The organism is Streptomyces sp. NPDC033845 (genome assembly GCF_055576225.1).
This window is the reverse complement of the sequence record NZ_JBVIRI010000004.1, coordinates 404,043-429,664: the sequence shown is the minus strand read 5'-3', so window position 1 is coordinate 429,664 and position 25,622 is coordinate 404,043. Positions and strand designations below refer to the sequence as shown.

Genomic DNA, 25,622 nt, shown 5'->3' with positions numbered 1-25,622 from the left:
GTCAGTTCACCACTCCGGTCATGACGGCGACGGGGACGGAGACGAACCCGGCGAAGAGGAGGAGGGCCAGGCCGTCGGCCGTGGCCTTGAGGGCCTTCTCCCGGCGGGCGCGGCCGGCGCCGAGGGTCTGGGCGGCGCTCCAGAAGCCGTGCCGGACGTGCAGGCCGAGGGCGGTCATGGCGACCAGGTAGATGGTGTTGCCGTACCAGGTGGAGAAGGTGGCGAGGACGTTCTCGTACGGGTGGCCGGCCCAGGCGCGTTCGTTGACCGTGAGGGTGGTCAGGTCGAGGAGGTGCCAGACGATGAACAGGCCGAGGATGACTCCGCCCCAGCGCATGGTGCGGGTGGCGTAGCCGGCCCGGCGCCGCTTGTGCGCGTACTTCACCGGGCGGGCCCGGATGTCGCGGCGGCTGAGCTGGTACGCGGAGACCGCGTGGGCGACGACGGCGGCGACCAGGACCAGCCGGACGATCCACAGGGCCCACTCGTGGTGGAGGAAGGGCGCGCCCAGGGTGCGCAGCCAGTGCGCGTAGCCGTTGAACTCCTCCGCCCCGAAGAAGATCTTGAGGTTGCCGAGCATGTGGACGACCAGGTAGCCGAGCATGATCAGCCCGGAGACCGCCATCACGGCCTTCTTGCCGAGGGTGGAGTCCCAGAGGGAGGGGGGCGGCGTTCGCGTTGCCAGAGCCATGCCGTCGACGGTAGGGACCATGTACCCGAAAGGTCCAAGACATGATGTCGGTCATCTTGATAGGAAGGATCTATGCAATTTCAACAGCTTGTGTATTTCGTGGCCGTCGCGGAGACCCGGCACTTCACCCGGGCCGCCGAGCGGGTCCATGTCGCCCAGCCCTCGCTGTCCCAGCAGATCAGGGCACTGGAGCGGGAGCTGGGGGCCGAGCTGTTCAGCCGGGCCCGCGGCAACATCGCGCTGACCGACGCGGGCGAGGCGCTGCTGCCGCTGGCCCGCCGGATCCTCGCGGACGCCGACACCGCCCGGCTGGAGGTCCAGGAGCTGGCCCAGCTCCAGCGCGGCCGGATCCGGCTGGGGGCGACCCCGAGCCTGTGCACCGGACTGCTGCCGGAGGTGCTGCGCGCCTTCCACACCGCGCATCCCGGCATCCAGCTGCTGATCGAGGAGAGCGGCTCGCACGACCTGGTGCGGGAGCTGGCCCGCGGGGCGCTGGACCTGGCGCTGATCGCCCTGCCGCTGCCGCCGGCCGCGCCGGCCCTGAAGACCGTGGAACTGCTGACGGAGGACCTGGTGGTGATCTCCTCGGCCGCGCTGCCGGCCCCGGCCGGCGGCGGGCCGCTGACCATCGGGGCCCTGCGCGAGGAGCCGATGGTGATGTTCCGGCACGGCTACGACCTGCGGGAACTGACCGTAGCGGCCTGCCGGGCGGAGGGCTTCGAGCCGGGGTTCACGGTGGAGGGCGGGGAGATGGACGCCGTCCTCGGGTTCGTCCGGGCCGGGCTCGGGCTCGCCGTGGTCCCGGCGATGGTGGCGGCCCACGCCGCGCCCGGGGTTCGCGTCACCCCGCTGGCCGGGTCGCCGCTGCGGCGGACCATCGCGCTGGCGCACCGCAGCGATGTGGACCCGCCGCGCGCGGCGCGCGAACTGCGGCGGGTCCTGCTCGCCCGCTGAGGGCCGGGGGTCGACTCCGCCGGCCCGGGGCCGGCTACTTCCTGGAGGGTTCGGGCAGCGGCTCGCCCTTCTGGGCCGCGGCCGGGATGTTGTACACGTGCTCGGGGGTGACGACCTGGGTGATGGCCTGCCCGAAGAGGGTGCTGGGCTCCTCGGTGCCGTTGTAGGCGATGTCGGTGTTGAGCAGCACGACCAGGGTGGCCTGGGCCTCGGGCAGGTAGACGGTGAGGGATTCGTAGCCGGGCAGGGAGCCGTTGTGTCCGGTCCAGCCGTTCGCCTTGAAGATGCCGAGGCCGTAGCCGATGTCGGGAATCGTGGTGCCGGGAGTGATCAGCCGCTGGGTCTGCATGGCGGGGGTGACCATCCGGCTGCCGTCCGGGAACACGCCGGTGGCCACGGTCTTCGCCCAGGTCCTCAGGTCGCGCAGGTCGGAGACCATCGCTCCGGCCGCCCAGCCCCAGGAGGGGTTCCAGTCGGTGGAGTCCTCCACCTTCCCGGACGCGGTCTGGTTGGTGTAGCCCTGCGCGTGCGGGCTCGGGAACTCGGCGCCCTTGGGGAAGCTGGTGCGGTCCATCCCGGCGGGCGCGGTGACGTGGTCGCGGATGTAGTCGCCCAGGGGCTGCTTGCCGATCTTCTCCACCACCAGGCCGAGCAGGATCAGGTTGGTGTTGGAGTAGTCGAACTCCTTGCCCGGTGCGAACAGGATCGGCTTGGGCGCGTCGAAGGAGTAGGCCAGCAGCTCCTGCGGGGTGAAGGGGCGCTGCGGGTCGCTGGTCAGCGCCTTGAAGAAGGGCTCGGTCTGCGTGTAGCTGAGCAGGCCGCTGCGCATCTCGGCGAGCTGCCGCAGGGTGATCCGGTCCCCGTTGGGAACCCCGGCGATGTACGTGCCGATCGGGTCGTCGAGCCCGACCTTGCCCTCCCCGGCGAGCTGGAGCAGTGCGGTGACCGTGAACGTCTTGGTCTCGCTGCCGATCCGCATGTACAGGTCCGGGGTCATCGGCTGGCCGGTGGCCTTGTCGGCGACGCCGAAGGCCCGGGTGTACTCCCCCTTGCCGGGGGCGGACAGCCCGACGATCACACCGGGCACCTTCGCCTTCCGCATCGCCTCCTGGACCACCTGGTCCAGACGGGCCTTCACCGCGTCGTCGAGGACGGGGAAGTCGCCGTCCGCGGCCCGGGCGGCGGCCGCCGCCGGGGCGGGCCCGGCCGGCGGGGCGGCGTACGCGGCTCCGGCGGCGGCCGGCGCGAACAGCAGTCCGGCCGCGGCCAACCCGGCGCAGGACCTTCGCCAGTGCTTGGGTGCGTACCTCACGGCGGGCCTCCTGCCGGACGGTGACCGATCACCCATTCAGGCTAGGCGCCCCCCGGCGGGCGCGCGCGGCGGGCACCGGGGGCGGGAGCGGGCTCCGGGGGGCGGGGCGGCCGGCCCGGGTCACGTGTCAGCAGTCCGGTTCAGGGCAGCGGCACCGCGTCCGACAGCGACAGGGTGTGGATGCGGTCCGGGGCGCCGGGCCGGGCGTAGTACCAGCCCTGGGCGGTGTCGCACCCCAGGGCGCGCAGCTGGGCGGCCTGGGCCCCGGTCTCCACCCCTTCCACGGTGACCGCCAGCGACAGGCTGTGGGCCAGCGCCACGATCCCCTCCACGATCTTGACGTCCACCGGATCGGCCGGCTGCTGCTGCATGCCCTGGGTGAAGGAGCGGTCGAGCTTGAGCACGCTCACCGGGAGCCGGCGGAGGTTGGCGAGGTTGGAGTAGCCGGTGCCGAAGTCGTCGAGGGCGATGTCCACGCCCAGGGCGGCCAGCCGGCGCAGCGGTTCGAGGAGTTCGTCGTCGGCGCCGATCAGCGCGGACTCGGTGACCTCCAGGCAGAGGGCGCCGGGCTCCAGGCCGGCGCTCTCCAGGACGGCCACGGTGTCGGCGACCAGTCCTGGGTGGTGCAGCTGGGTGGGCGAGAGGTTGACGTTGATCCGGAGCGGGCCGCCGTGCTCGCGCTGCCAGTTGCGGGCCTGGCGAACCGATTCCTCAAGGACCCAGCGGCCGAGCGGGACGATCAGTCCGGTGCGCTCGGCGAGCGGGATGAACCGGTCCGGGCCGAGCACCCCGTACTGCGGGTGGGACCAGCGGACCAGGGCCTCCGCCCCGTAGACGGTGCCGTCGTGGAGGTGCACCAGCGGCTGGTACTCGATGAAGAACTCGCCGCGTTCCAGGGCTGCGGGCAGCGCGTTGGTCAGCCCGTGCCGGGTGATGGCCCGGGCGTCGGCCTCGGCGTCGGCGAACTCGAAGCGGTTCCCGCCGGCGCCCTTGGCCCGGTACATGGTGATGTCGGCGCTGCGCAGCACCTCGGCCGCGGTGCGCTCGCCGGCCCCGCCCTCCACGATGCCGATGCTGCCGCGGACGGTCAGCTCGCGGCCCTCCAGCCGGATCGGGGCGGACAGCGCGGACAGGATCCGCACGGCCAGGTCGGTGACCTTGCGCTCGGAGTCCGCGCCCTCCGGCCCGTCCGGGCCCTCCGGGCCGGTGGTCAGGGCGACGAACTCGTCGCCGCCGAGCCGGGCGACCATCTCGCCGGGGCCGGTGGCGCAGCTCTGCAGCCGGTCCGCGACCTCCACCAGCAGCCGGTCCCCCGCCGAGTGGCCGAGGCTGTCGTTGACCGCCTTGAACCCGTCGAGGTCCAGGTAGCAGAGGCCGAAGCGGGTGTCCTTGGGGCCGGCGAGGGCCTTCTCCAGGCGCTCGAAGAACAGGGTGCGGTTGGGCAGCCCGGTGAGCGCGTCATGGGTGGCCTCGTAGCGGAGGCGGAGGTTCAGCAGCCGGCGCTCGGTGGTGTCCTCCATCAGGGCCAGCTGGTACTGCGGGCGGCCCTCGGCGTCGCGGAGCAGGGACACCGTGAGATTGGTCCACAGCACGGTGCCGTCGTGCCGGTAGTAGGGCTTCTCGGCGCGGTAGTGCTCGCGTTCGCCGCGGACCAGTTCCCCGTACATCTTCCAGACGTTCGGGGCGTCGTCCGGGTGGCCCCACTCGCTGACGTTGCGGCCCCGGACGTGCCCGTCCAGCCCGCCGAACATCCGCAGCAGGGTGTCGTTGACCTCCAGCACGTTGCCGTCCAGATCGGCGATGCCGATGCCGATGGCGGCGCCCTCGAAGACCGCCCGGAACCGGGCCTCGCTGGCGTGCAGGGCGTGCTGGGCGTCGGAGCGGGCGGTCATCGCGGAACGGGCGATGGCCTCCTGCTCGCTGAGGGTGCGTTCGCGCAGGGCGCGGGCGAAACCGGCCGCGATGCCGTGCTGGAGCCGGGCGCAGCGGGCCCGGTACTCCTCGGCGGCCTCGGGTCCGGCGCCCTCCGGGCCGCAGTAGAGCACCAGATAGGACTCGACCACGCCGAGGGTGCCGGCCAGCGCCTCCGGGTCGGTGCAGTGCGCGGCGACGAGTTCGGCGCCGATCCGCTGGGCGGCGGCCGGGTCGAAGGTGCGGGCGTGCAGGGCCTCGACGAGGGTGCGGGCCAGCGGCAGCAGGTGCCGTTCGAACTCGGGGCGGGTCAGCGAGGTGGCCGTGACCGGGAAGATGGCCCGGCTCCAGATGGTGGCGAACCGGGCGGTGCGGTCCTCCGAGCCGTCCGGGACGGGCGCGGACGGCTCCGCCGTGCCCGAGGTCTGCGACGGAACTCTCACGCTGTGCGTCCCACTCCGCCGAAGCCGGAGAAGGCGTACGGGTCCTCCGACGGCTCGTCCTCGGCCCGGCTGTCCGGGCGCCACAGCGGCATCGGGACCACTCCGGGGTCCAGCAGCTCGAAGCCCTCGAAGAACCGGGCGATCTCGGCGCCGGAGCGCATCACCAGGGGGTTGCGGATGTCGCGGTAGACCCCGACGGTGCCGCTGGCGACCTCCTCGGAGAGCGGGATGCCCTCGTACGAGGCGTGGGTGAGGACCAGCAGGCTGCCGGGGGCGAGCGCGTCGCGGAGGTGGGCGACGGCGGCGTACGGCTCGTCGGAGTCCTCCAGGAAGTGCAGCACGGCGACCAGCAGCAGGGCGACCGGGCGGTCGAGGTCGAGCAGGCCGGCGACCTCGGGGCTGTCCAGGATCTCCTGCGGCTTGCGGAGGTCGGCGGCGAGGACGGCGGTGCGGTCGTCGCCCTCCAGCACGGCCCGGCTGTGGGCGACGGCCACCGGGTCGTGGTCCACGTAGACCACCCGGGCGTCGGGGCTGGCGGCGTGGGCGACCTCGTGCACGTTGCCGAAGGTGGGGATGCCGGAGCCGATGTCGAGGAACTGGGTGACCCCTTGGGTCACCGCGTGCCGGACGGCCCGGCGCATGAATGCCCGGTTGGCCTGCATGACCTTGGGGAGGCCCGGCATGAATTCCATGGCACGCCGGGCGGCCTGCCGGTCCACCTCGAAATTGTGGGACCCGCCCAGGTAGTAATCGTAGATGCGGGACACGCTCGGCACCGATATGTCGATACCTGGCGGAGCCCAGGCAGGGCGCTCCATCGGAGCCTCCAAGGTGTCTGTCAGGCTGTCTGCCGGCCGGGGCCGGATTGCTGTCGGAACGCTGTCGGACTGCTGTCCGAGCCGAATCTACTGATCATTGCCCAACAGGGCGAGCAAAAGCGGAAATTGGCGATCCGGTCTTCGTCACACATCAAAGGCCTCCGGCGCCCCACAGCCATCCCCCGCGGCCCGGAAGATCGAAACCGACAAATCCCTTTTGGGAAATGAGAGATGCGCGATCGGAAACCGTCGATCGCTGGCTTAAACCTCTCCGGTCCCATGTCCGCCCGTTCAGGCGAACCGAACCCGCTCCCGGCGCACGCGGGGCGCCTTGGCCCCATGCTCCCCGGGTGAAGAGAGCCTCTGCCAGACAGCTGCTGGCAGTCCCGTTACTGCTGTGGGGGGCCCTGTCCGCGGTGCCCGCCGTGGCCGATAGCCATGCCTGGGCGACCACCGGCCCGGAGGACGGCGGGACCCCCGCCATCGTCGTCTCCGGCACCTTCCAGGAGGGCCACGGCAGGGGTCACGGACACTGCTGCCGACCCGGCCATGGTGGCGGACATCACGGCGGACGACACCCCTGCGGACGGCACCACGGCCGCCACTGCCCGCCGCCGCCCCCTCCACCGCCCTGCCCGACGCCCACTCCCACCCCCACTCCCACCCCTACGCCCGCCCCCACCCCGACACCCACTCCGACCCCGAAGCCCACCCCGACCCCCAAGCCCACACCCACCCCGAAGCCCACACCCACGCCCACCCCGAAGCCGAGCCCCGAGCCCACGCCCAAGCCGACTCCGCCGCCGCCCGCACCGGCCCCCGAGCCACCGCCCCCGCCGGCACCGAAACCCCCGCCGCCACCACCGCCACCGCTGCGCGCCGCCCCCGCGCCACCACCACCGCCGCCGGCCCCGCGGCCCGCGCCGCCACGGCCCGCCCCGAGCCCGGTGGCGACCCCGTCGCCCACCCCGGTGGCCAGGCCCGCGTACCGCCCGGTGGCCCGCAAGAAGCCCGAACAGCACCGGATCTCCCCGGTCACCTTCACCCTGCTCGCCACGGCGCCCGCGGTGTTCGCGATCGTCGCGCTGCGCCCCCGCTAGTGGTGTCTTCTTCCCCCTCCTGTTCCCCTCTTGGAGTTTCCGTTGTCGGAATGGCTCGTCCTGTCGCTGGCCATGGCCGCGGCCTGCGCGGTGGTGCTCTCCATCGCGTTCTTCAACCACCGGCGGATCACCGATGACGACGATCCGAGCGAGACGCCGGACGTCATCGAGTACATGACCATGATGATCGGCGTGATCTACGCGATCGTGCTGGGCCTCGCCATGGCGGGCGTCTGGGAGGCCCGCGGCGGCGCCCAGGAGTACGTCCGTCAGGAGGCCCAGGCTCTGCACGAGGTCCGGGTGCGCTCCGAGGTCTACCCGGCCGAGGTCCGCCAGCGCATCCGCGCCGGTGTCGACGCCTATGTCAGCTACGTGGTCGACACCGAGTGGAAGGCCATGGCCGACACCGGGGAGGTCACCGACAAGGGGGCCGCCCTGCTCGAACGGATCCGCCGGGACGTCACCGACTACGAGCCGAAGACCGACCACGAGGGCCAGGCCTACCAGCCGCTCGTCGACCAGGTCGCGATGGCCGACGACGCCCGCAGCATGCGCGCCCAGAGCGGCGGGGCCACCATGCCCGGGGTGGTCTGGTTCGGGCTGATCGCCGGAGCCATGGTCACCGTGGGCATGATCTTCGCCCTGCAGATCCGCAAGTCCTTCCGGGAACTGCTGCTCGCCGGACTGTTCAGCGCGCTGATCGCCTTCCTGCTCTTCCTCATCTGGGACTTCGACTCCCCCTTCAGCCGGGACGCCGCCGCCACCGCGGAACCCTTCTTCCAGCAGTTCGGGCACCTGCGGCCCGGCGGCTGACCCCGGATCAGCGGACGGACGGCGGGCCCGAAACCGGAATCGGGCCCGCCGTCCCCGGTTCGGAGTACGACGATGCCCCATTCGCCCGGCCCTGATCGCGCCCCGCCGCCGACCCGCCTAGCGTGACGGACATCGAGGTGCACGTCCCCTCACGTGCGGAAACGAGTCCGCTGCTGCTCCTCGGGGATCCGGAGACAAGCATGGGTGCGATACCTACCTCCGCCACCGCCCTGCTCGCCGTCGGCGTCACGGCCGCCGCGGGCGCCGTGGGTGCCGTCCTCGCCCTGGGCCCCTCCGGCCACGGCGCCGGGACCAGACCGGCCGGCGGGCCGCCCGCGGCCACCGTCACCTCCTTCGGCTTCGCCATGACCCCCTCCACGGTCGCCCCCGGCGGCAGCACGGTGCTCTCGGTCACCGGCTGCGACTCGGCCTACGCCACCGTGTCCTCCGGGGTCTTCGACTCGGTGAACGTTCCGCGCGGCCGGACCGTCCGGGTCACCGTCGACCGGGACGCCCGGCGCGGCGCCCTCTACTCGGTCTCCTTCACCTGCAACGGAGAGACCGGCTCGGCCGACCTGATGATCGACGGCGGCACCGGCACGCCCACCGCCCGGTCCACGGCCACGCCCCGCCCGGTGCCCCCGGCCACCACCCCCGCCACCCCGCCGGCCGCCTCGCCGGCCGTGCCGCCCAGGAGCACCGCCCCCACCCGGGGTGCGGTGGCTCCTCCCCCCGCCGCCACCGCTCCGGCGCGGACCGGAACCGGGACCGGCGGCTACCGCTCCGAGGAGCCCGCCCGCGGGGTACGCGGCGGTCTGGGCGGCAGCGTGGCCGGGATGGACCCGGTCGAAGTGGGCGCCGGGGCGGCCCTGTTCCTGGCCGCGGCCGCCGGCACGGCGTACGCGGTGCACCGCCGGACCCGCACCCGCGGGCAGTAGGTCCACGCAGAACGCCGGTCGCCCCGAGTCCTGGCCAGGACTCGGGGCGACCGGCGGTTCGGGCTCAGACCGGGGAGGTCCGTCCGGTCAGGCCCGGCCGCGGGCCGGGCGGCGACGGCGCATCAGGTGGATGCCCGCGCCGAGGGCGGCCGTTCCGACGAGCCCGCCGCCGATGGCGGTCTCGGCGGCGGACGGGCCGAAGGACCCGCCGATGCCGCCCTGGGCTCCGTTGCCGTAGAGGATCTGGAAGCGGTGGGTCGCGATCAGGTTGCTGTCGTTGCACTTCACGTGCAGGGTGTGCGCGCCCGGCGAGGCGTGGTTGAACACCCGGACGGTGGCGAAACCGACGGAGCCGGCCGAGAGGTTCGCGGGCGAGAAGTTGCCCGGCGAGCTCACCGTGCCGCCGTGCCCGCAGCCGGAGGCGCTGACCTGCATCGTGGAACCCTGGTGCACGTTGTACGGGTTGACCGAGACGTTGCTCGGCCCGTTGCCGCCGCCCTGGCCCCCGCCCGGCGGGTCCGCGGCGGCCAGTGGAGCGCTGAGCCCGACGGCGGCGACGGCCGCCGCGGTCACGGTGAGGGCGCGGAAAGCACGCATGGTGGAACCTCCAGCGGGAAGCGCCCCAGAGCGGTGGCCCGGGATGTATCGACGAGAACGCCTCCCACATCGAACCCTCGGGGAGCCTGGCGACCAGCGCATTTCCGGCTTTGGGCCGCCCGGTTGAGCGACACGCCGAACGCTTCCGCGTGTCGCTGACGGATCCGCAGGTCACGACCCGTCAGTCATTTATGTGACGATTACCCGGACGGACGCACCCCTTCCGGCCCCCCTCCGGTCGCGGCCCGGCCCCCGCCACCCGTTCGCCCCGCCCCCCTCGCCGTCCCGCCCGAGCGCGCATAGCGTGCGTGGACAAGGGCGCCGCTCCAGCACGGCGGCGCACGGGCGGGGATCAGGAACGCGGGCCGGGACCCCCGCGTCGGGAAGGGAACGATGATCATCGAGGACGAGCCGCCACCCAGAAGGCGCTCCCCCTGGGGCGTGATCGCCCTGGTCATGCTCACCGGCCTCGCCATGATGCGGAACGGCTCGAACGTGGAGGACGGGCCACCGCAGCCCACCGCGGCCGCCGCGGTGAAGGTGACGCCCGACCAGCGGGCCGCGGACGCGCCGAAGACGGCCCCCGGGCTCCAGGTGCTCGGACACTCCTCCGTCCAGCGCATCCGGATCCCGGCCATCAGCGTGGACGCGCCGGTGATGACGGTCGGCCTGGACTCGGAGGGCTGGATCGACGCCCCGCCGGCCCAGGACCCCAATCTGGCCGGCTGGTACCTCAACGGCATCTCGCCCGGCCAGCAGGGCTCCTCGGTGATCGTCGGCCATGTCGACAACGCCCAGGGCCCCGCGGTGTTCTACGGCCTGGGCTCGATCCGCAAGGGCCAGCACATCGAGGTGGAGCGCTACGACGGGCGCACGGCCGTGTTCGAGGTCTACGGGGTGGAGGTGTTCTCCAAGGAGTCCTTCCCGGGCGCCCGGGTCTACGGGGACACCGGGCACGCCGAACTCCGCGTGATCACCTGCGGCGGCGGCTACTCCAAGGCCAAGGGCTACGACGGGAACGTGGTGGTCTTCGCCCGGATGGTGGAGGCCCGCTGACCGAGACGGCCCGGAGCGGGATCGCCCGGACCGGGCCGTCCGCGGGTCGACCGTCCGGAGCCGTACGGCCCGCAGGGGTGTCGCCGAGCGGCGGCACCCCTGCGGTGAAACGTTCCCTCAACGCGGTGGGAGCGCCGGCAGGGCCATCTCGTACCCCCGGCCGATCAGTTGGGGCAGATAGGCGCGCAGCGCCGCGACGCTCTGCGCCCGGTCGCCGCCGGCGTCGTGGTTGAGCACGATCACCCCGGGCCCGGCCCCGTTGAGCACCCGGGAGACGATGGTGCCGGTGCCCGGCTCCTTCCAGTCCAGGGTGTCCACGGTCCAGGCCAGCGGCTCCATGTCCAGCTCGGCGCCGATCTCGAAGGCGGCCCGGTTCCAGGCCCCGTAGGGCGCCCGGAACCACTGCGGGGCCCGGCCGGTCACCGCGTGCACCACCTCGCTGGTGCTGCTGATCTCGGCGGAGAGGGCCGGCCGGGACAGCTTGGGGATCAGTGGGTGGGTCCAGGTGTGGTTGCCGATCACATGGCCCTCGGCGTCCATCCGCCGCAGCAGGTCGCGGTGTTCGGCGGCCATCTCCCCGCAGACGAAGAACATGGCGCGGACCCGGTACTGGGCGAGGGTGTCCAGGATGTGCGGGGTGTAGCGGGGGTCCGGGCCGTCGTCGAAGGTGAGCACCATGCTGCGGCCGGAGTTCGGGCCGTCCGGCATGTCCAGCAGCGGGCGGGTGCGGACGGGCGGCAGGTTCGGGCGGAGCCGGGGCGGGGCCTCGGAGAGGCTCGGGTTCAGCCGGTACGCGGCCCTGGGCGCGGGCCCGGCGGGGAGACCGGGGGCGCCGGCCGCACCCGCCGCCCCGGGGCCGGCGGCCCCGGCGGCCGGTCCGGTGCCGGGGCCGGGCCCCGGGCCGCCCGGCGTGGGGGTGCCGGCCTGCTCTCCGGTGATCAGCCCGGCGGCGGCCGCGACCCCGAGGAACACGGCGGTGCGCAGCAGGAACCGCCTCCCCGAAGACAGCTCATCATTTTTCATTACCTCTACGTATCAACGAGATCGCCGCGGATGTCGAGTGCCACGGACAGGGCGTCCCGCCCTCACCCGTTCGGCGGCGCGCTCACTTCCAGACCTCGCTGGTCCAGTACTGGTGGATGCAGGTCTCCGGGCTGCCGCCGTTGTAGCCGAGGGTGAAGGCGGTGGTCCGCTCCTGCTCGTTCCCGTGCGGCCGGGAGACGCCCACCGAGGTGTCCCCGAAGGCCTTGAGGCCGGCCACGCCGGCGGCGAGTTCGGTGGAGTCCGCCCGGCCCTCCCGGTAGGCGTGCTTGGCCCAGACCCCGCCGAAGCAGTCGGCGATCAGCTCGGACTCCTTGACGGCGATGGTGCGGCCCGCGGCGTCCAGCTCGGGGGCGTTGTCCTTCATCTGGACGATGTCCCGCCAGCCCCGCCCGCGGGCCAGTTCCCCCTGGACGTCGTGGCCGAACTCGTGGGCCAGCACGATGGCCGTGGCGAACGGGCCGAAGGCGTCGCGGACCTTCATGGCGTAGCTCATCGGGATGACGATCCCGCCGCGGATCGTGTCGCCGCGCGAGTCCTCGAAGGTGTCGACCCCGCAGTAGAGGAAGTTCTCGGTGTCGTGGACGATCGGCTCGGGGTCGCAGGCGGACCGGTATCCGCTGTCGGTGGGCCTGGGCAGGACGTAGAAGGCGGTGGGGCCGGTGAGGCCGATCCCGTCGAACCAGGTCTGCCAGAAACCGGAGAGGTCGTCGAAGGCCGTCCCCAGATAGGCGGCCAGGCCGTCGAGGTCGTCGGTGGGGGGTGCGGTGGGCGCCGGCCGGGGCGCTCCGGGCGGCTCCGTGCCGGGGGCGGCTCCGGTGGCGGGTGCCGTGCCCGTCACCAGCAGGGCACCGGTGGTGACCAGCCCCGCACAGCAGAGCCCGATCCTGTGGCGTCCTCGCATGGCGGTCTCCTCGGGGCGGCTTCCCCTCCCTCCACCGTGCGCTCGCCGCCCGCCCCGGGCAACCGGGCGACGGGGTCCCGGCGGGGGCGGCAGGGCGGCCACAAGGGCGGCGGGGGCCGGGGTCAGCCGCGCCGGACCAGCGGGAACGGGAGGGTCTCCCGGATGGTCAGTCCGGTCAGGAACATCACCAGCCGGTCCACCCCGATGCCGAGGCCGCCGGTCGGCGGCATCGCGTACTCCAGGGCGTCGAGGAAGTCGTTGTCGATCTCCATGGCCTCCGGGTCGCCGCCCGCGGCGAGCAGGGACTGGGCGGTGAGCCGGCGGCGCTGTTCGACCGGGTCGGTCAGTTCCGAGTAGGCGGTGCCCAGTTCGGTTCCGAAGGCCACCAGGTCCCAGCGTTCGGCCAGCCTGGGGTCCCGGCGGTGCTGGCGGGTGAGCGGGGAGACCTCGGTGGGGAAGTCCTTGTAGAAGGTGGGCAGCCCGGTCCTCTCCTCGACCAGCCGCTCGTACATCTCCAGGACCACGTCACCGCGGGTGTTCTCGGGGGTGTGCGGGACCTTGGCCCGGTCGCAGAGCCGGCGCAGCACATGCTCCTCGGTGTCCGCGTCCACCTCCTCGCCGAGGGCCTCGCCGATCGCCCCGTAGACGGTCTTGACGGGCCAGGGGCCGGAGATGTCGTACTCGACGAGCTTGCCGTCGGGGCCGGCCTTGCGGGCGACGGGCGAGCCGAAGGCGGCGGTGGCGGCGCCCTGGATCAGCTCCCGGGTCAGGTCGAGCATCACGTCGTAGTCGGCGAACGCCTGGTAGGCCTCCAGCATCGTGAACTCGGGGTTGTGCTTGTAGGACACCCCCTCGTTGCGGAAGGTGCGGCCCATCTCGAAGACCTTCTCCATTCCGCCCACACAGAGCCGTTTGAGGTACAGCTCGGGGGCGATGCGGAGATAGAGGTCCAGGTCGTAGGCGTTGATGTGGGTGCGGAACGGGCGGGCGTTGGCGCCGCCGTGGATCTGCTGGAGCATCGGGGTCTCGACCTCCAGGTAGCCGCGCTCCAGCAGCCCCTGGCGCAGGGCCTGGACGGCGGCGGACCGGGCCCGGACCACGTCCCGGGCCTCCGGGCTGGCGACCAGGTCCAGATAGCGGCGGCGGACCCGGGCCTCCGGGTCGGCGAGCCCCTTGCGCTTGTCGGGCAGCGGGCGCAGGCACTTCCCGGTCAGCTGCCAGTCGGTGACCAGCAGGGACGGTTCGCCGGTCCGGCTGGTGGCGGCCTCGCCGCTCACCACCACATGGTCGCCGAAGTCGGTCCCGGTGGTGAAGGAGTCCAGTACCCCGGCGCCGGACTCCTCCCGGGTGAGCATCAGCTGGATGTCCCCGGACCAGTCCCGCAGTACGGCGAACACCACCCCGCCGAGGTCCCGTACGACCATCACCCGCCCGGCCAGGGTGGCCCGTTCCCCGGTACGGGTGCCGGGGGGCCGGCCGGAGTGGGCGGCGCGCAGTGCGGCGGCGGTGTGGGTGCGCCCGGGGACGCCGACCGGGTAGGGGTCGGTGCCGGCGGCGCGCAGGCGTTCCATCTTGGCGTGCCGGACCCGGACCTGTTCGGGCAGCCGTTCGGCGGGCTCGGCCGCTCCGCCGGCCGCTCCCCCGGTGTCCCCCTCGGGCAGTCCGAGCGAGGCGATGGAGGGCAGGCCGGCGGTGTCGGTGGGGGCGGTGACGCCCTTGGGGTGGCCGTTGCCCCAGAGCTTGCGCAGGCTGGGGACGGACACGAAGCCCTCGGCGATGCCGGAGGCCAGGGAGACCCGGGCCAGGGACCCGGCGTCCTGGTAGCAGAGGAACCGGGGGTACCACTCGGGACCGTACTTGACGTTCGAGCGGTAGAGGGCCTCCAGCTGCCACCAGCGGGAGAAGAACAGCAGGAGCTTCCGCCAGAGCTTGAGGACCGGGCCGGCGCCGATCCGGCCGCCCTCCTCGAAGGCGGACCGGAACACCGCGAAGTTGAGGGAGATCCGGCGGACCCCGAGGCGGGGGGCGGCCGCGCACAGTTCGGCCACCATGAACTCCATCACCCCGTTGGGGGCGGAGCGGTCGCGGCGCATCAGGTCCAGGGAGATCCCGTCCCGGCCCCAGGGGACGAAGGACAGCAGGGCGATCAGCGCGCCCTTCTCGTCGAGCGCCTCCACCAGCAGGCAGTCCCCGTCGGCCGGGTCGCCGAGACGGTCCAGGGCCATGGAGAACCCGCGCTCGGTCTCGGTGTCCCGCCAGTGGTCGGCGCGGTCGACGATGCGACCCATCTCCCGCTCGGTCAGGTCGGCGTGGCGGCGGATCCGGGTGGTGGCGCCGGTGCGGCGCACCCGGTTGACGGCCTGCCGGGTCACCCGCATGTCCCGGCCGCCGAGGTCGAACTCGGCGATCTGCAGGATGGCCTCGTCGCCGAGCTGGAGGGCGCTCAGCCCGGAGCGGGCGTACGCGGTGGCGCCGTCCTCGGAGGCGCCCATCACGGCGGGCTGCCAGCCGTGCCGGCCGGCCACCGCCAGCCAGGCGTCCACGGCCGGGGTCCAGGCCCCCGGCTCCCCGACCGGGTCACCGCTGGCCAGGCAGACGCCCGCCTCCACCCGGTAGGTGACCGCCGCCTTGCCGTTGGGGGCGAAGACCACGGCCTTGTCGCGGCGGGTGGCGAAGTAGCCGAGGGAGTCGTTGCCCCCGTAGGCGCCGAGCAGCGCACGGATCCGGGCCTCCTCGTCGCCGTGCAGCGCGGCGGTCATCCGCTGCGAGCGGAAGAGGGTGGTGGCGGCGTTCAGCAGGGCGAGGGCGCCGAACAGGCCGAGCAGGAAGTACAGCGGGCGGGGCGGGTGGCCGTCGAACTGGCGGGCCGAGAAGAGACCGCCGAAGACCTGCTTGGCCGCCCAGTCCAACCACTGGCCGCGCGGCAGGCTGCCGGGGAACACGGCCACCAGCCCCCAGCCGAGGAGCACGGCGGCCAGCAGGCCGAGCCCGAGGACCAGCAGGGCGCGCCAGAGGGCGCCGGGGCGGGAGACCGCGTAGAACTCCCTGCGGGCCAGGATCAGCAGCACGATCGCGGCGAGGCCGATGACCCCCGAGGTGACGGCCACCCACACGGAATAGCCGCCGTCGAGGAGGACGAGCAGGTCGGAGAGGACCAGCAGGGCCAGATAGGTGACGACGATCCACCAGGCGATCTTCTTGCGGGTGCCGAGGGCTGCCGCCAGGAGGAACAGGAAGACCGCGTACGCCAGGTTGGCGCTGACCGGGACGATGAACAGGTCGAGGAAGCGGACGATCGGGCGGAGCAGCCGGCGCAGGGTGGGCGACAGCGCCAGCAGGGCGCAGAGCAGCCCGAGCCCGCCGAAGAACGCCCCGAACCCGTCGGGCACCCGCCCGAGGAACCGGTTCCCGGTCCCCCGGGTCGCCTGGATCTCCCGCCGCGGCGGTGTGCTGACGCTCATGTCTCGCACTGTAGGTACCCCCCGCCACCCCCGCCCCCCGAACGGGGGCCGGGTGGGGCCGGGCGGGGGGTGCGGGACGGGCTAGCGGCCCTCGGTGAGGCCCGCGGGGGTGGTGGAGCGGGAGAGGACGGCTTCGGTGATGGAGGTGCGGGCCTCTTCGTAGTCGGAGCGGTCCGGGTCCTCGGCGAGGGCGGCGGGGAGGTTGACCACCCGGCCGGAGCGGAGGTCCATGAGTTGGGGGATGAACTCGGCCCGGGTGACCCGCCAGCGCTGGCCGGGGGTGGCGGGGGGTTCGAAGCGGAAGCGGGCGAGGGTGCCCTGGTTGCCGCGCGGGTCGAAGTCGCCGGAGTGGTTGAACATCTGGCCGGACACCTGGTCGCCCATGCCGTAGACGATCCAGCTGCCGTTGACCTTCTCGTACGGCTGCGGCACATGGGCGTGGGTGCCCAGCAGCAGGTCGACGTCCGGTCGCCCGGCGGTCTGCGAGGCGGTCAGCGCCCGGCCGAGGGCGAGCTGGCGTTCGTCCGGCTCGGTCTGCCATTCGCTGCCCCAGTGCAGGCTGACCAGGACCACGTCCGCGCCCGCCCGGCGGGCCGCCCTGGCGTCGGCGACGATCCTGTCCTGTTCCATCAGGGCGACCGCCCAGGGCTGCCCTTCGGGCATCGGGTTGTCGTTGGTGCCGTAGGTGTAGGCGAGGTGGGCGATCTCGGCGCCGCCCGCCCGGTAGCGGGCGGCGGGTGCGGCGGCCTCGGTGGCGGTGCGGGAGGAGCCGGCGTGCTTCAGGCCCACCTTGTCGAAGCGGTCGAGGGTTCGGCGCAGTCCGTCCGCGCCGTCGTCCAGGGTGTGGTTGGAGGCGGTGGAGCAGCCGTCGTAGCCGGCGTCCTTGAGGCCGTCGGCGACCTGGGGCGGGGAGACGAAGGCCGGGTAGCCGCTGAACGGGCCGTCGTCCTCGCCGTACACGGTCTCCATGTGGCAGAGCGCGAGGTCGGCGGCCGAGACCACCGGTTTGATCCCGGCGAACATCGGGCGGAAGTCGTACCCGTCCAGGCCGGCCGCCCGCGCGTCGGCGGCGGCCCGGTCGATGACGGAGGTGTGCGGGAGCACGTCCCCGCTGGCGACCAGGGTGAACCCGCCGGCCGAGGGTCCGGTGCCGGACGGGCCGGTACCGGACGGGCCGGTGCCGCGGCCGGCGGCGGGGGCGCCCGGGGCGCTGGAGCCGGGGGCGGCGGGCGAGCCGGTGCCGGCGAGCCGCGCGGGGGCGGAGCCGCCGGGCGCGGAGCAGCCGGCGGTGGCGGCGAGGAGGGCGGTGGACAGGACGGTGGCGGCCGCGGCGGCGGCTCCCCGGTGGCGGGTGCTGATGGTCATCTGCCCTGGTCCTTATTTGTAGGACTATCCGATCATCCGAATTCATAGAAGGACGGGACCGAAGTCAAGGACCGGGGCCGGGCCGGTACCGGACGGCCCGCCTCCACCACCCGTCCGCCGGAGCCGCCGCCCGTTCACCGCGCCCGTTCGACCGCTTGTCGCGGAACCCTGCCGTCCATCGGACCGCCCGGTTGCTTCGGCGCAGCGCGGCCACCGGGCGGTTCCCGGCAGGTCCCCCGCAGGTCAGGGTGGGTCTGTCGAGCCGCCCGGACCCCGGAAGGAGCCTCCCGGTGACCCTCTCCAGCACTCTCACCCCCACATTCGCCACGCCCCTCGCCCAGCCCCTGCGCCACACCGACCCGCACACCCTGGCCGAACTCCAGCGCGAACACGGCAGGGCGCTGTTCGGCTTCCTGCTCGGACTGACCGCCGGGGACACCCAGCGCGCCGAGGACCTGGTCCAGGAGACCCTGGTGCGCGCCTGGCAGCACCCGGAGGCCCTGTCCGGCGACCACGAGTCCATGCGCCCCTGGCTGTTCACCGTCGCCCGGCGGCTCGCGATCGACGCCCGCCGGGCCCGGCTGTCCCGCCCCCAGGAGGTGGACCCGCAGGGGCTGGAGGCCGCCCCGGCCGCGCGCGACCAGGTCGGCGGCGCGGTCACCGCCATCGATGTCCGGCGCGCCGTCGGCGGGCTGGCGCCCGAGCACCGCGAGGTGCTGATGCAGGTGTACTTCCGCGACCGGTCGGTGGCGGAGGCCGCGCGGGTGCTCGGCATCCCGGCCGGAACCGTCAAGTCCAGGACGTACTACGCGCTGCGGGCCCTCCGGAGCGGTCTGGCGGGGTACGGCCTCGGTGCGTGACGGACCGTGAACGACACGGCTCGAAATGTGCCCGAATGGTGTCCGGGAGATGTCCACAGTGCATCGAAATCGGCTCTGGAACGTTCAAGTTGAGTAAACATCCCCCGCCTTACGAGCTCCGGAGGGAAGGCTCATCGAGGACGGTGGAACGCTCGACACCCGGGAGAAGGTGGAAACGGTGCGGCCCGAGGGGACGAACGGCACCAGTGGCGGCGGGCTCGCGGTGCCCATGGCCTGGCTCTACGCCGAGTACATCGCGGACGAACTGCTGCGCACGGGCCGGCTGATCCCGGTCGGCACCCTGGAGTTCCGGGCCGGCCGGGACACCCTGGCGCTCACCATCTACCTCTCCGACGCGGCCGGTGAGCTCTCCGGGATCCGGGTGGTGTCCCAGCTCGACGAGTGGCTGTCGCTCACCGCCTACGGACACCCCTGGCGGGACTGGGTCCACACCCGGTTCCTCCACCTGGGCGAGGAGGCCCGCGAGCAGGGCCGCGACGAGGACCCCGACCTGGAACTCGCCCGCGCGGCCTGGACCTGGCTGGACCGGACCGAACTGCTCGCCACCGACCTCGAACCGGGCCTCCCCGGCCCCGGCCACCCCTCCGGGGCGGGCGGCCCCGGCGGCCTGGACGAGAACGAGCGGGTCTGGACCCCCGCCTGGCAACTCGGCCTGCCCCTGGGCCATCTGGCCATGCACCTGTTCTGACCCGCCCGGCCAGGACCGGATTCCGCCCCGCCCCGGCGGCGGCCCCCTACGGGCCGTCCCGGGGGTCGGCGACCAGCCCCGCGAAATCCGCCTCGTTGCGCTCGGCCCGGTGCACGTACCAGCGGGCGATCAGCCACATCAGCGGATAGACCGCCACCCCCAGCACCGCCCAGAGCAGCACCCCGGAGGAGCCCCGGTCCAGCGCGAACAGCAGCGGAAGACCGCCGACCAGCAACACCAGGGCGGCCAGCGCGCCCAGTGCCGCACGGAGCTGGCCGCGCATCAGGGCCCGTACGTAGGTGGTGCCCAGGGTGGTCTGCTCGGAGATCTCGGAGCGCGCCGGGGCGTGCGCCGGCGGCCGCCGGGCGGACCTCGGCACCCCGGTGACCACCTCCCGGCGCGGGGCCGGGCCGCACTGCTCCTCCTCGGCCATGGCCCCGGAGTCTACGTCCGCCGCCCGCCCCGCCGGTGGAATCCGACCGGGCCCCGGCCGGAGGGCTACTTGAGGAGCCGGGACAGCCGGCGGTCGGCGAGCGGCTTGCCGCCGGTCTGGCAGGTGGGGCAGTACTGGAGCGAGGAATCGGCGAAGGACACCTGCCGGATGGTGTCCCCGCACACCGGGCACGGCTCGCCGGTGCGTCCGTGCACCCGCAGCCCGCTCTTCTTCTCCGCCTTGAGCGCCCCCGCCGCGACGCCCCGGGAGCGCTCCAGGGCGGTCCGCAGGGTGTCCTGGACCGCCGCGTACAGGGTGTCCGTCTGCTCCTCGTCCAGCGAACCGGCCGCCTTGAACGGGGAGAGCCCGGCCGCGTGCAGGGCTTCGTCGCTGTACGCGTTCCCCAGCCCCGCGATCACGCTCTGGTCCCGCAGCAGCCCCTTGATCTGCCGCCGCTCCCCCGCCAGCAGGGCCCCGAACGCCGACCGGTCGAAACCGGGGGCGAGCGGGTCGGGGCCCAGCCGGGCGATGCCGGGGACCTCCTGCGGATCGCGCACCACGTAGACCGCGAGGCGCTTCTGGGTTCCCGCCTCGGTGAGGTCGAAGCCCTGGCCGTCGTCCAGCAGCACCCTCAGCGCCAGCGGGCTGCGGCCGCCGGGGCGGGGCGGTTCGGTGGGCATCCGGTCCCGCCAGTGCAGCCAGCCGGCCCGGGCCAGATGGGTGACCAGGTGCAGCTCGCCGACGGCCAGCGCCAGGAACTTCCCGTACCGGGCGGTGGCCCCGGCGCGCTGCCCCTCCAGGGCGGTCAGCGGCGGGTCGTAGGTCTTGAGCACACTGATGGCCAGCGGCAGGACCCGCTCCACCGTCCGGCCGGCCAGATGCTCGTCGAGGAACTCCCTGAGCGCCTCGACCTCGGGCAATTCGGGCATGTCATCCAGCGTACGCAAGGGGCGCGCTCAGGTCATCGCGAACTCGCACCACACGCATTTGCCGCCGCCCCGGGACTCCACGCCCCAGACGTCCGCCAGCCGGTCCACCAGCATCAGCCCGCGGCCCGACACCCCGGCCTCGCCCGCCTCGCGGCGGCGGGGCAGGGCGCTGGAGCGGTCCTCGACCTCCACCCGGAGCCGGCGCACCGGGCCGGGGAGCACCCGGAGGGTGACGATGGCCGGGCCGTCGGTGTGCATCAGCGCGTTGACGATCAGCTCGTCGGCGACCAGTTCGATCTCGTCGGCGCGTTCCCGGGCGCCCCAGGCCCGGACCGCCGCACCGATCATGTGGCGGGCCGATACCAGGGCCTCGGGATCGCCCGGGGCCACGTGCTGCTGGAACCGGCCGCCGCCCTGCGGGGCGTCCTGCACCCGGCGGCGGAGCAGCAGCAGGGCCATGTCGTCGTCGCCGCCCCGGTCGTCGACGATCCCGCACAGCCGGTCGGCGAGCAGCTGGAGGTCGGCCGGGCCGCTGCGGATCAGGGAGACGAGGAGCTGCATCCCGTCGTCGAGGTCGGCGCCGGGCTGCTCGACCAGGCCGTCCGTGCAGAGCAGGAGCGTTTCTCCCGGGTCCAGTTCCACCGTGGTCACCGGGTATTCGAGCCGTCCGAACTCGGCGGACAGGCCCAGGGGCATACCGCCCTCGACCGGGAGCCGCCGGCAGTCGCCGGACCCGGACCGGACCAGCGGGTCGATATGGCCGGCCCGGACCAGCTGGAGCACCCCGGTGGCGAGGTCGGCCTCCGCGTAGGTGCAGGTCGCGAAGCGGTCGGTGTCGAGTTCGTGGAGGAACACGGAGGCCCGGGCCATCACGGTGCCCGGGGAGTGGCCCTCGGCGGCGTAGGCGCGGAGCACGATCCGCAGCTGGCCCATGACGGCGGCGGCATGGGTGTCATGGCCCTGGACGTCGCCGATGACGGCACCGACCCGGCCGCCGGGCAGCGGGATCACGTCGTACCAGTCCCCGCCGATGTCCCGGCCCAGCCGGGCCGACCGGTAGCGCACGGCGATCTGGGCGCCGGGCACCTCCGGTATCCGGCGGGGCAGCATGGCCTGCTGGAGGCCCTCGGCGAGATCGTGCTCCTGTTCCAGCAGCATGGCCCGCTGGAGGCTCTGGGCGATGCTGCTGCCGAGGGCGACCAGCAGGTTCCGCTCCTCCTGGGTGAACCCGTCCTTGTCCTCGTACAGCAGGCCGATCGCGCCGATCGGGCGGGCCTGGGCGATCAGCGGCAGATAGGCCGCCGCCGAGATCTTCATGTGGGAGATCTTCGACCAGAGGTAGGGGTACCCGTCGGCGAACTCCTCGGGGGTGTGGATGAACTTGGGCTGGAGCGAGCGCACCACCTCGCTCATCGGGTATTCCTCGTCGATCCGGGTGAACCGGGTGCCGGGGACGAAGCTGCCCGCCGGTCCCTCGGCCACCAGATGGATCCGGCCCGCCTCCACCAGGCCCATCACCATCCCCATGGATCCCAGCCGTTCCAGGCCGTGGGCGTCGCTCAGGGCGTCGATCACGTCCTGGACGGTGCGGGCGTGGGCCAGCGCGGCGGTGGTCGACTCGACCACCGAGGTCTGCCGGCGGCGCTCCTCGTCCAGTCCGAGCCGCTCCGCCGAGTGGCTGAGCTCCTCGGTGGCGTCCCGGACGATCCCGATGATCCGGTACGGCCGGCCGTCCTCGGTCCGCAGCACCCGGCCCTGGGTGTGGGTCCAGCGCAGCCGGCCGTCCCGGCGGCGGATCCGGAAGTAGGCCCCGTAGCTCTCCACACCGCTCTTGAGGGCGGCGGAGACCAGGGCGTCGAGCCGGGTGGACTCGGCGGGCGGGACGCGCGGGGCGAGGGACTCGGGGCGGCCGGTGTACTCCTCGGCGGGCGTGTCGAACACGTCCAGACCGGGGGCGTCCAGGTGCATCAGCCCGGTCACCAGGTCCCAGTCGAAGCTGCCCATCCGGTTCAGCTGGAGCGACCGGTCCGGGTGTGCGGGCCAGTCGTCCGGCAGCGGGTCGGTGGTCGGCACCGGTCCACCATGACACACCGGGCGGTCAGGCGCTCTCCAGCTGGACACCCCCGTCGGTGAGGACCGTCCCGTCCGGTACGCCGTCCTGTGCCCCGTCCTGTACGCCGTCCTGGACGCCGTCCGGCGCGGCGAACGGATCCTGGTCCTGGGGGAAGTCCTGGGGCGGCTCCTGGAGGAACTCCTGCGGGAGCTCCTGGGGGGCGTCCTGCTGCCCCTGCCCCTGGTCCTGGCCGGTGCCCTGGTCCTGGCCGGGGCCGGGGTTCCACGGGTCCGCCGGGAGGGCCTGTTCGGCGGGGGCCTCCGGCTGCTGCGGGCGGGCCGGGCGCGGGTTCGGCGGCGGCAGCGGGGCCGGGGCGATGGGCCGGGTCTGCTGCGGGGCGTTGCTCGGCGGGCAGCCGGTGCGGCCGGGGCCGGGCGGGCCGGCCGGCGGCTTGGCCCCGGCGGACGGGCCGGAGGGCGCGGCCGGTGCCTTCGGCGCGGCGGGCGCGGCCTGCGGGGCGCCGGGGGCGGCCGGGTCCGCCGCCCCGGGGGCCTGCGGGGCGGCCGGGGCGGACGGGATGTCGGGGGTCTGGGGGGCTGCCGGGCCGAGGAGGTCCTCCGGGCCGCTCAGCTCGGCCAGCGCCTCCGGGCTGACCGGTTCGCCGCCGGTGTCGGTGGCGTTCGGCCCGTTGAGGCCCTTGGGCGGCTTGGGGTCGGCCCCCGGTCCCTTGGGGGCGGCCGCCCCGGGGGTCCCGGCGCCCTGTTCGGCGCAGGGGTCGCCGGGCTGGGCGGCGTGCCCGGTGGTGTTCTCCGGGAGGCCGTCCTCCGGGTTGTAGGGGGGCATGACCCGGGGGGTGCGGTCCTGGGCCCCGTCGTCGCCGGTCTTCCGCTCGATCCAGGTGTTGTCGGCGAGGTTGGCGATGACCAGCCGGTCGATCGGGTGGGTGGTCGGTTCGATCACGATGACCTGGTTGGGGTGGTAGCCGGACCAGGCCTTGCCCTGCGGGACCGGCTCGCCCTTGGCGGCGCGCGGGGACTGGAGCGGGTTCCCGCAGGCGCACCGCACCCGGGGCATGCCGTGGGCGTCGACCAGTACGGCGGTGCCGGCCTGGAGCACCGACTGGAAGCCGGTGGCCCGGCCGTCCCGGAAGCCGTGGTTGGTCACCCGGGTGTCGGCGCGCAGCACCACCGGGGTCAGGGCCCGCAGGAACTCGGGGATCTTCGCCGGTTCGATGCCGGTGGCCTGGGCGAAGGCCTTGGCCTTGCCCTGGGACTTCTCCTGGGTGAGCGAGCGGACCTGCTGCTCGATGTCGCAGCTGCCCAGCCGGTGGGTGCCGCCGTAGAGGCCGGGGGTGGCTCCGCCGACGGTCCGGATGCCCTCGCCGGTGGGGTTGGGGACCGGTGCCTGGAGCGGGGCCGACTCGCCGGTGGCGGTCGACTGGGTGAAGGGGTCCGGTTCGGCGGCGCCGACCGGCTGGAGGAAGAGTTCCTGGCTCTCGGCGGGCTTGGCGGGCTCCCCGGATCCGCCGCAGCCGGCGGCCAGCAGGCCGAAGGCCGCGAAGAGGGCGGCCCCCGCCGGTACCTGACGGCGCGGCGCCTGACGGCCCGGCGCCTGACGTGGTGTCGGTCGTCCCTGCCCCTGATTCGGCCTCACGCGGTTCTCCCTGTTCGCCCCGGATGCTCCCTCCTTGTCTGACGCATGCCCGGGGGTGTCGCAAGCCGGGGCCGGTCTGCTTGCTCCAGGAGGCCGACATTCCGGGAGGCCGGAGGGGGACGGCGGCGGAAAGGGAGGAGAGTGGGGGGATGGAGTGGTTCACGTCGCCCGGGCTGTGGCTGGGCCGACTGGTCTTCCAGCGGGCCCTGGCCGGGGTCTATCTGTGCGCGTTCCTCGGGGCGGCGCTGCAGTTCCGGGCGCTGATCGGCACGCACGGGATGCTGCCGGTGCCGGAGTACGTACGGGAGGTGCCGTTCCGGCGGGCGCCCAGCCTGTTCCGGCTCCGCTACTCGGACCGGTTCTTCGCGGGCTGCGCCTGGACCGGGGTGCTGCTGGCGGCGGCGCTGGCCGCCGGGGCCGGGGACCTGCTGCCGCTGGGCGGGGCGATGGCGCTGTGGGCGGTGCTGTGGCTGCTCTATCTGTCGATCGTGAACGTGGGGCAGACCTGGTACGCCTTCGGCTGGGAGTCGCTGCTGCTGGAGGCGGGTTTCCTGGCGGTCTTCCTGGGGAACGCGCGGACCGGTCCGCCGGTGCTGGTGCTGTGGCTGCTGCGCTGGCTGCTGTTCCGGGTGGAGTTCGGGGCCGGGCTGATCAAGATGCGCGGGGACTCCTGCTGGCGGCGGCTGACCTGTCTGGACTTCCACCACGAGACGCAGCCGATGCCGGGGCCGCTCAGCTGGTTCTTCCACCGGCTGCCGAAGCCGCTGCATCGGGTGGAGTGCGCGGCCAACCACCTCACCCAGCTGCTGGTTCCGGTGCTGCTGTTCGCGCCGCAGCCGGTGGCCTCGGTGGCCGGCGGGGTGATCGCGGGGACCCAGCTGTGGCTGGTGCTGTCGGGGAACTTCGCCTGGCTGAACTGGCTGACGATCGCACTGGCCCTGTCGGCGGTGGACTTCACCGCCCTGGCCGGTCCGCCGCCGGCCGCGGCCTCGGAGCGGGGGCCGCTCTGGTTCGTGGTGCTGGTGTGCGCGGTGTCGGCGCTGGTGCTGGTGCTGAGCCGGCATCCGGTGCGGAACATGCTCTCCCGGCGGCAGGTGATGAACCGGTCCTTCGACCCGCTCCGGCTGGTGAACAGCTACGGGGCGTTCGGCTCGGTGGGGCGGATCCGCCACGAGGTGGTGGTGGAGGGCACTTCGGACGCGGTGCCGCGCGCGGACGGGGACTGGCGGGAGTACGGGTTCAGGGGGAAGCCGGGCGATCCGCACCGGTGGCCCCGGCAGTACGCCCCCTGGCATCTGCGGCTCGACTGGCTGCTCTGGTTCGTGGCCCTCTCCCCCTCGTACGGGGCGCCCTGGTTCGACGGGTTCGTGCGGCGGCTGTTGCTGAACGACCGGGACCTGCTGCGGCTGATCCGGCACAACCCCTTCCCGGACGCCCCGCCGACCCATGTCCGCTGCCGTCTGTTCCGCTACCGGTTCACGACCTGGCGGGAGCTCCGGGAGACCCGCGACTGCTGGCACCGCACGTACGTCCGGGAGTTGGTGCCACCCGTGCGGCTCCCGCGCCCGCCGGGGCCGTAGG

General features: G+C 73.6%; 21 protein-coding genes. 8 read left to right on the top strand and 13 right to left on the bottom strand.

Annotated elements, in window-relative coordinates; genetic code table 11:
- Window position 1 precedes the first annotated feature (1 nt).
- The gene (locus ACZ50K_RS11650) at window positions 2–691 is read right to left on the bottom strand and encodes a succinate dehydrogenase (RefSeq protein ID WP_468900819.1); all 690 of its coding nucleotides are present in this window, start codon (window positions 689–691) and stop codon (window positions 2–4) included.
- A 72-nt stretch (window positions 692–763) separates the two neighbouring features.
- On the opposite strand from ACZ50K_RS11650, the gene ACZ50K_RS11645 reads away from it, so the two are divergent.
- Window positions 764–1,645, top strand: a complete 882-nt coding sequence (locus ACZ50K_RS11645; protein WP_468900816.1) for a LysR family transcriptional regulator — start codon at window positions 764–766, stop codon at window positions 1,643–1,645.
- A gap of 34 nt (window positions 1,646–1,679) precedes the next feature.
- Here the strand turns inward: ACZ50K_RS11645 and ACZ50K_RS11640 are convergent, their stop codons facing one another.
- The 3 genes from ACZ50K_RS11640 to ACZ50K_RS11630 all read right to left on the bottom strand — a co-directional run bounded on the left by ACZ50K_RS11640 (window position 1,680) and on the right by ACZ50K_RS11630 (window position 6,129).
- Window positions 1,680–2,993: a serine hydrolase domain-containing protein gene (locus tag ACZ50K_RS11640; RefSeq protein WP_468900813.1), complete on the bottom strand. Its 1,314-nt coding sequence runs from the start codon at window positions 2,991–2,993 to the stop codon at window positions 1,680–1,682.
- Window positions 2,994–3,097: 104 nt separating this feature from the next.
- Entirely contained in the window at window positions 3,098–5,311 is a 2,214-nt protein-coding gene (locus ACZ50K_RS11635; RefSeq protein WP_468900810.1) for a putative bifunctional diguanylate cyclase/phosphodiesterase, read from the bottom strand.
- Window positions 5,308–6,129 (bottom strand): SAM-dependent methyltransferase, encoded by an 822-nt coding sequence (locus tag ACZ50K_RS11630; protein WP_468900808.1) that lies wholly within the window; start codon window positions 6,127–6,129, stop codon window positions 5,308–5,310. Before ACZ50K_RS11630 ends, ACZ50K_RS11635 begins: the two co-directional genes overlap by 4 nt.
- Before the next feature lie 971 nt (window positions 6,130–7,100).
- On the opposite strand from ACZ50K_RS11630, the gene ACZ50K_RS11625 reads away from it, so the two are divergent.
- The 3 genes from ACZ50K_RS11625 (at window position 7,101) to ACZ50K_RS11615 (ending at window position 8,980) form a co-directional block, all read left to right on the top strand.
- Complete coding sequence (locus ACZ50K_RS11625; protein ID WP_468900806.1) at window positions 7,101–7,229, top strand: hypothetical protein; 129 nt, start codon at window positions 7,101–7,103, stop codon at window positions 7,227–7,229.
- A 42-nt stretch (window positions 7,230–7,271) separates the two neighbouring features.
- Window positions 7,272–8,042 (top strand): bestrophin-like domain, encoded by a 771-nt coding sequence (locus ACZ50K_RS11620; RefSeq protein WP_468900804.1) that lies wholly within the window; start codon window positions 7,272–7,274, stop codon window positions 8,040–8,042.
- A gap of 200 nt (window positions 8,043–8,242) precedes the next feature.
- Entirely contained in the window at window positions 8,243–8,980 is a 738-nt protein-coding gene (locus ACZ50K_RS11615) for a hypothetical protein (protein ID WP_468900802.1), read from the top strand.
- A gap of 87 nt (window positions 8,981–9,067) precedes the next feature.
- Here the strand turns inward: ACZ50K_RS11615 and ACZ50K_RS11610 are convergent, their stop codons facing one another.
- Window positions 9,068–9,577, bottom strand: a complete 510-nt coding sequence (locus ACZ50K_RS11610) for a hypothetical protein (RefSeq protein WP_468900800.1) — start codon at window positions 9,575–9,577, stop codon at window positions 9,068–9,070.
- Window positions 9,578–9,970: 393 nt separating this feature from the next.
- Here ACZ50K_RS11610 and ACZ50K_RS11605 point away from each other — a divergent pair, with 393 nt between their 5' ends.
- A complete protein-coding gene (locus ACZ50K_RS11605; protein WP_468900797.1) occupies window positions 9,971–10,633 on the top strand; it encodes a class F sortase in 663 nt (220 codons plus the stop codon).
- 117 nt (window positions 10,634–10,750) lie between these two features.
- On the opposite strand, the gene ACZ50K_RS11600 is transcribed toward ACZ50K_RS11605, so the two are convergent.
- The 4 genes from ACZ50K_RS11600 to ACZ50K_RS11585 form a co-directional block, all read right to left on the bottom strand.
- Window positions 10,751–11,656: a polysaccharide deacetylase family protein gene (locus ACZ50K_RS11600; RefSeq protein ID WP_468900795.1), complete on the bottom strand. Its 906-nt coding sequence runs from the start codon at window positions 11,654–11,656 to the stop codon at window positions 10,751–10,753.
- A gap of 82 nt (window positions 11,657–11,738) precedes the next feature.
- Entirely contained in the window at window positions 11,739–12,578 is an 840-nt protein-coding gene (locus ACZ50K_RS11595; RefSeq protein WP_468900792.1) for a neutral zinc metallopeptidase, read from the bottom strand.
- 122 nt (window positions 12,579–12,700) lie between these two features.
- A complete protein-coding gene (gene lysX, locus ACZ50K_RS11590) occupies window positions 12,701–16,039 on the bottom strand; it encodes a bifunctional lysylphosphatidylglycerol synthetase/lysine--tRNA ligase LysX (RefSeq protein WP_468900789.1) in 3,339 nt (1,112 codons plus the stop codon).
- An 81-nt stretch (window positions 16,040–16,120) separates the two neighbouring features.
- Window positions 16,121–17,404 (bottom strand): CapA family protein, encoded by a 1,284-nt coding sequence (locus ACZ50K_RS11585; RefSeq protein WP_468900786.1) that lies wholly within the window; start codon window positions 17,402–17,404, stop codon window positions 16,121–16,123.
- A 344-nt stretch (window positions 17,405–17,748) separates the two neighbouring features.
- Here ACZ50K_RS11585 and ACZ50K_RS11580 point away from each other — a divergent pair, with 344 nt between their 5' ends.
- Window positions 17,749–18,264 carry a sigma-70 family RNA polymerase sigma factor gene (locus tag ACZ50K_RS11580; protein ID WP_468901186.1) on the top strand — a complete coding sequence of 172 codons (516 nt, stop codon included), beginning with the start codon at window positions 17,749–17,751 and terminating at the stop codon, window positions 18,262–18,264.
- Between the two features lie 229 nt (window positions 18,265–18,493).
- Window positions 18,494–18,973 carry a hypothetical protein gene (locus ACZ50K_RS11575; RefSeq protein WP_468901183.1) on the top strand — a complete coding sequence of 160 codons (480 nt, stop codon included), beginning with the start codon at window positions 18,494–18,496 and terminating at the stop codon, window positions 18,971–18,973.
- Window positions 18,974–19,019: 46 nt separating this feature from the next.
- Here the strand turns inward: ACZ50K_RS11575 and ACZ50K_RS11570 are convergent, their stop codons facing one another.
- The 4 genes from ACZ50K_RS11570 to ACZ50K_RS11555 all read right to left on the bottom strand — a co-directional run bounded on the left by ACZ50K_RS11570 (window position 19,020) and on the right by ACZ50K_RS11555 (window position 24,041).
- The gene (locus ACZ50K_RS11570; protein ID WP_468900784.1) at window positions 19,020–19,406 is read right to left on the bottom strand and encodes a hypothetical protein; all 387 of its coding nucleotides are present in this window, start codon (window positions 19,404–19,406) and stop codon (window positions 19,020–19,022) included.
- Between the two features lie 65 nt (window positions 19,407–19,471).
- Complete coding sequence (locus ACZ50K_RS11565; RefSeq protein WP_468900781.1) at window positions 19,472–20,335, bottom strand: Fpg/Nei family DNA glycosylase; 864 nt, start codon at window positions 20,333–20,335, stop codon at window positions 19,472–19,474.
- 27 nt (window positions 20,336–20,362) lie between these two features.
- A complete protein-coding gene (locus tag ACZ50K_RS11560; protein ID WP_468901181.1) occupies window positions 20,363–22,339 on the bottom strand; it encodes a SpoIIE family protein phosphatase in 1,977 nt (658 codons plus the stop codon).
- A gap of 94 nt (window positions 22,340–22,433) precedes the next feature.
- Window positions 22,434–24,041, bottom strand: coding sequence for a DUF6777 domain-containing protein (locus tag ACZ50K_RS11555; protein WP_468900778.1), 1,608 nt, complete (start codon window positions 24,039–24,041; stop codon window positions 22,434–22,436).
- 149 nt (window positions 24,042–24,190) lie between these two features.
- On the opposite strand from ACZ50K_RS11555, the gene ACZ50K_RS11550 reads away from it, so the two are divergent.
- Window positions 24,191–25,621: a lipase maturation factor family protein gene (locus ACZ50K_RS11550; RefSeq protein ID WP_468900775.1), complete on the top strand. Its 1,431-nt coding sequence runs from the start codon at window positions 24,191–24,193 to the stop codon at window positions 25,619–25,621.
- The last annotated feature ends 1 nt before the right edge of the window (window position 25,622 follow it).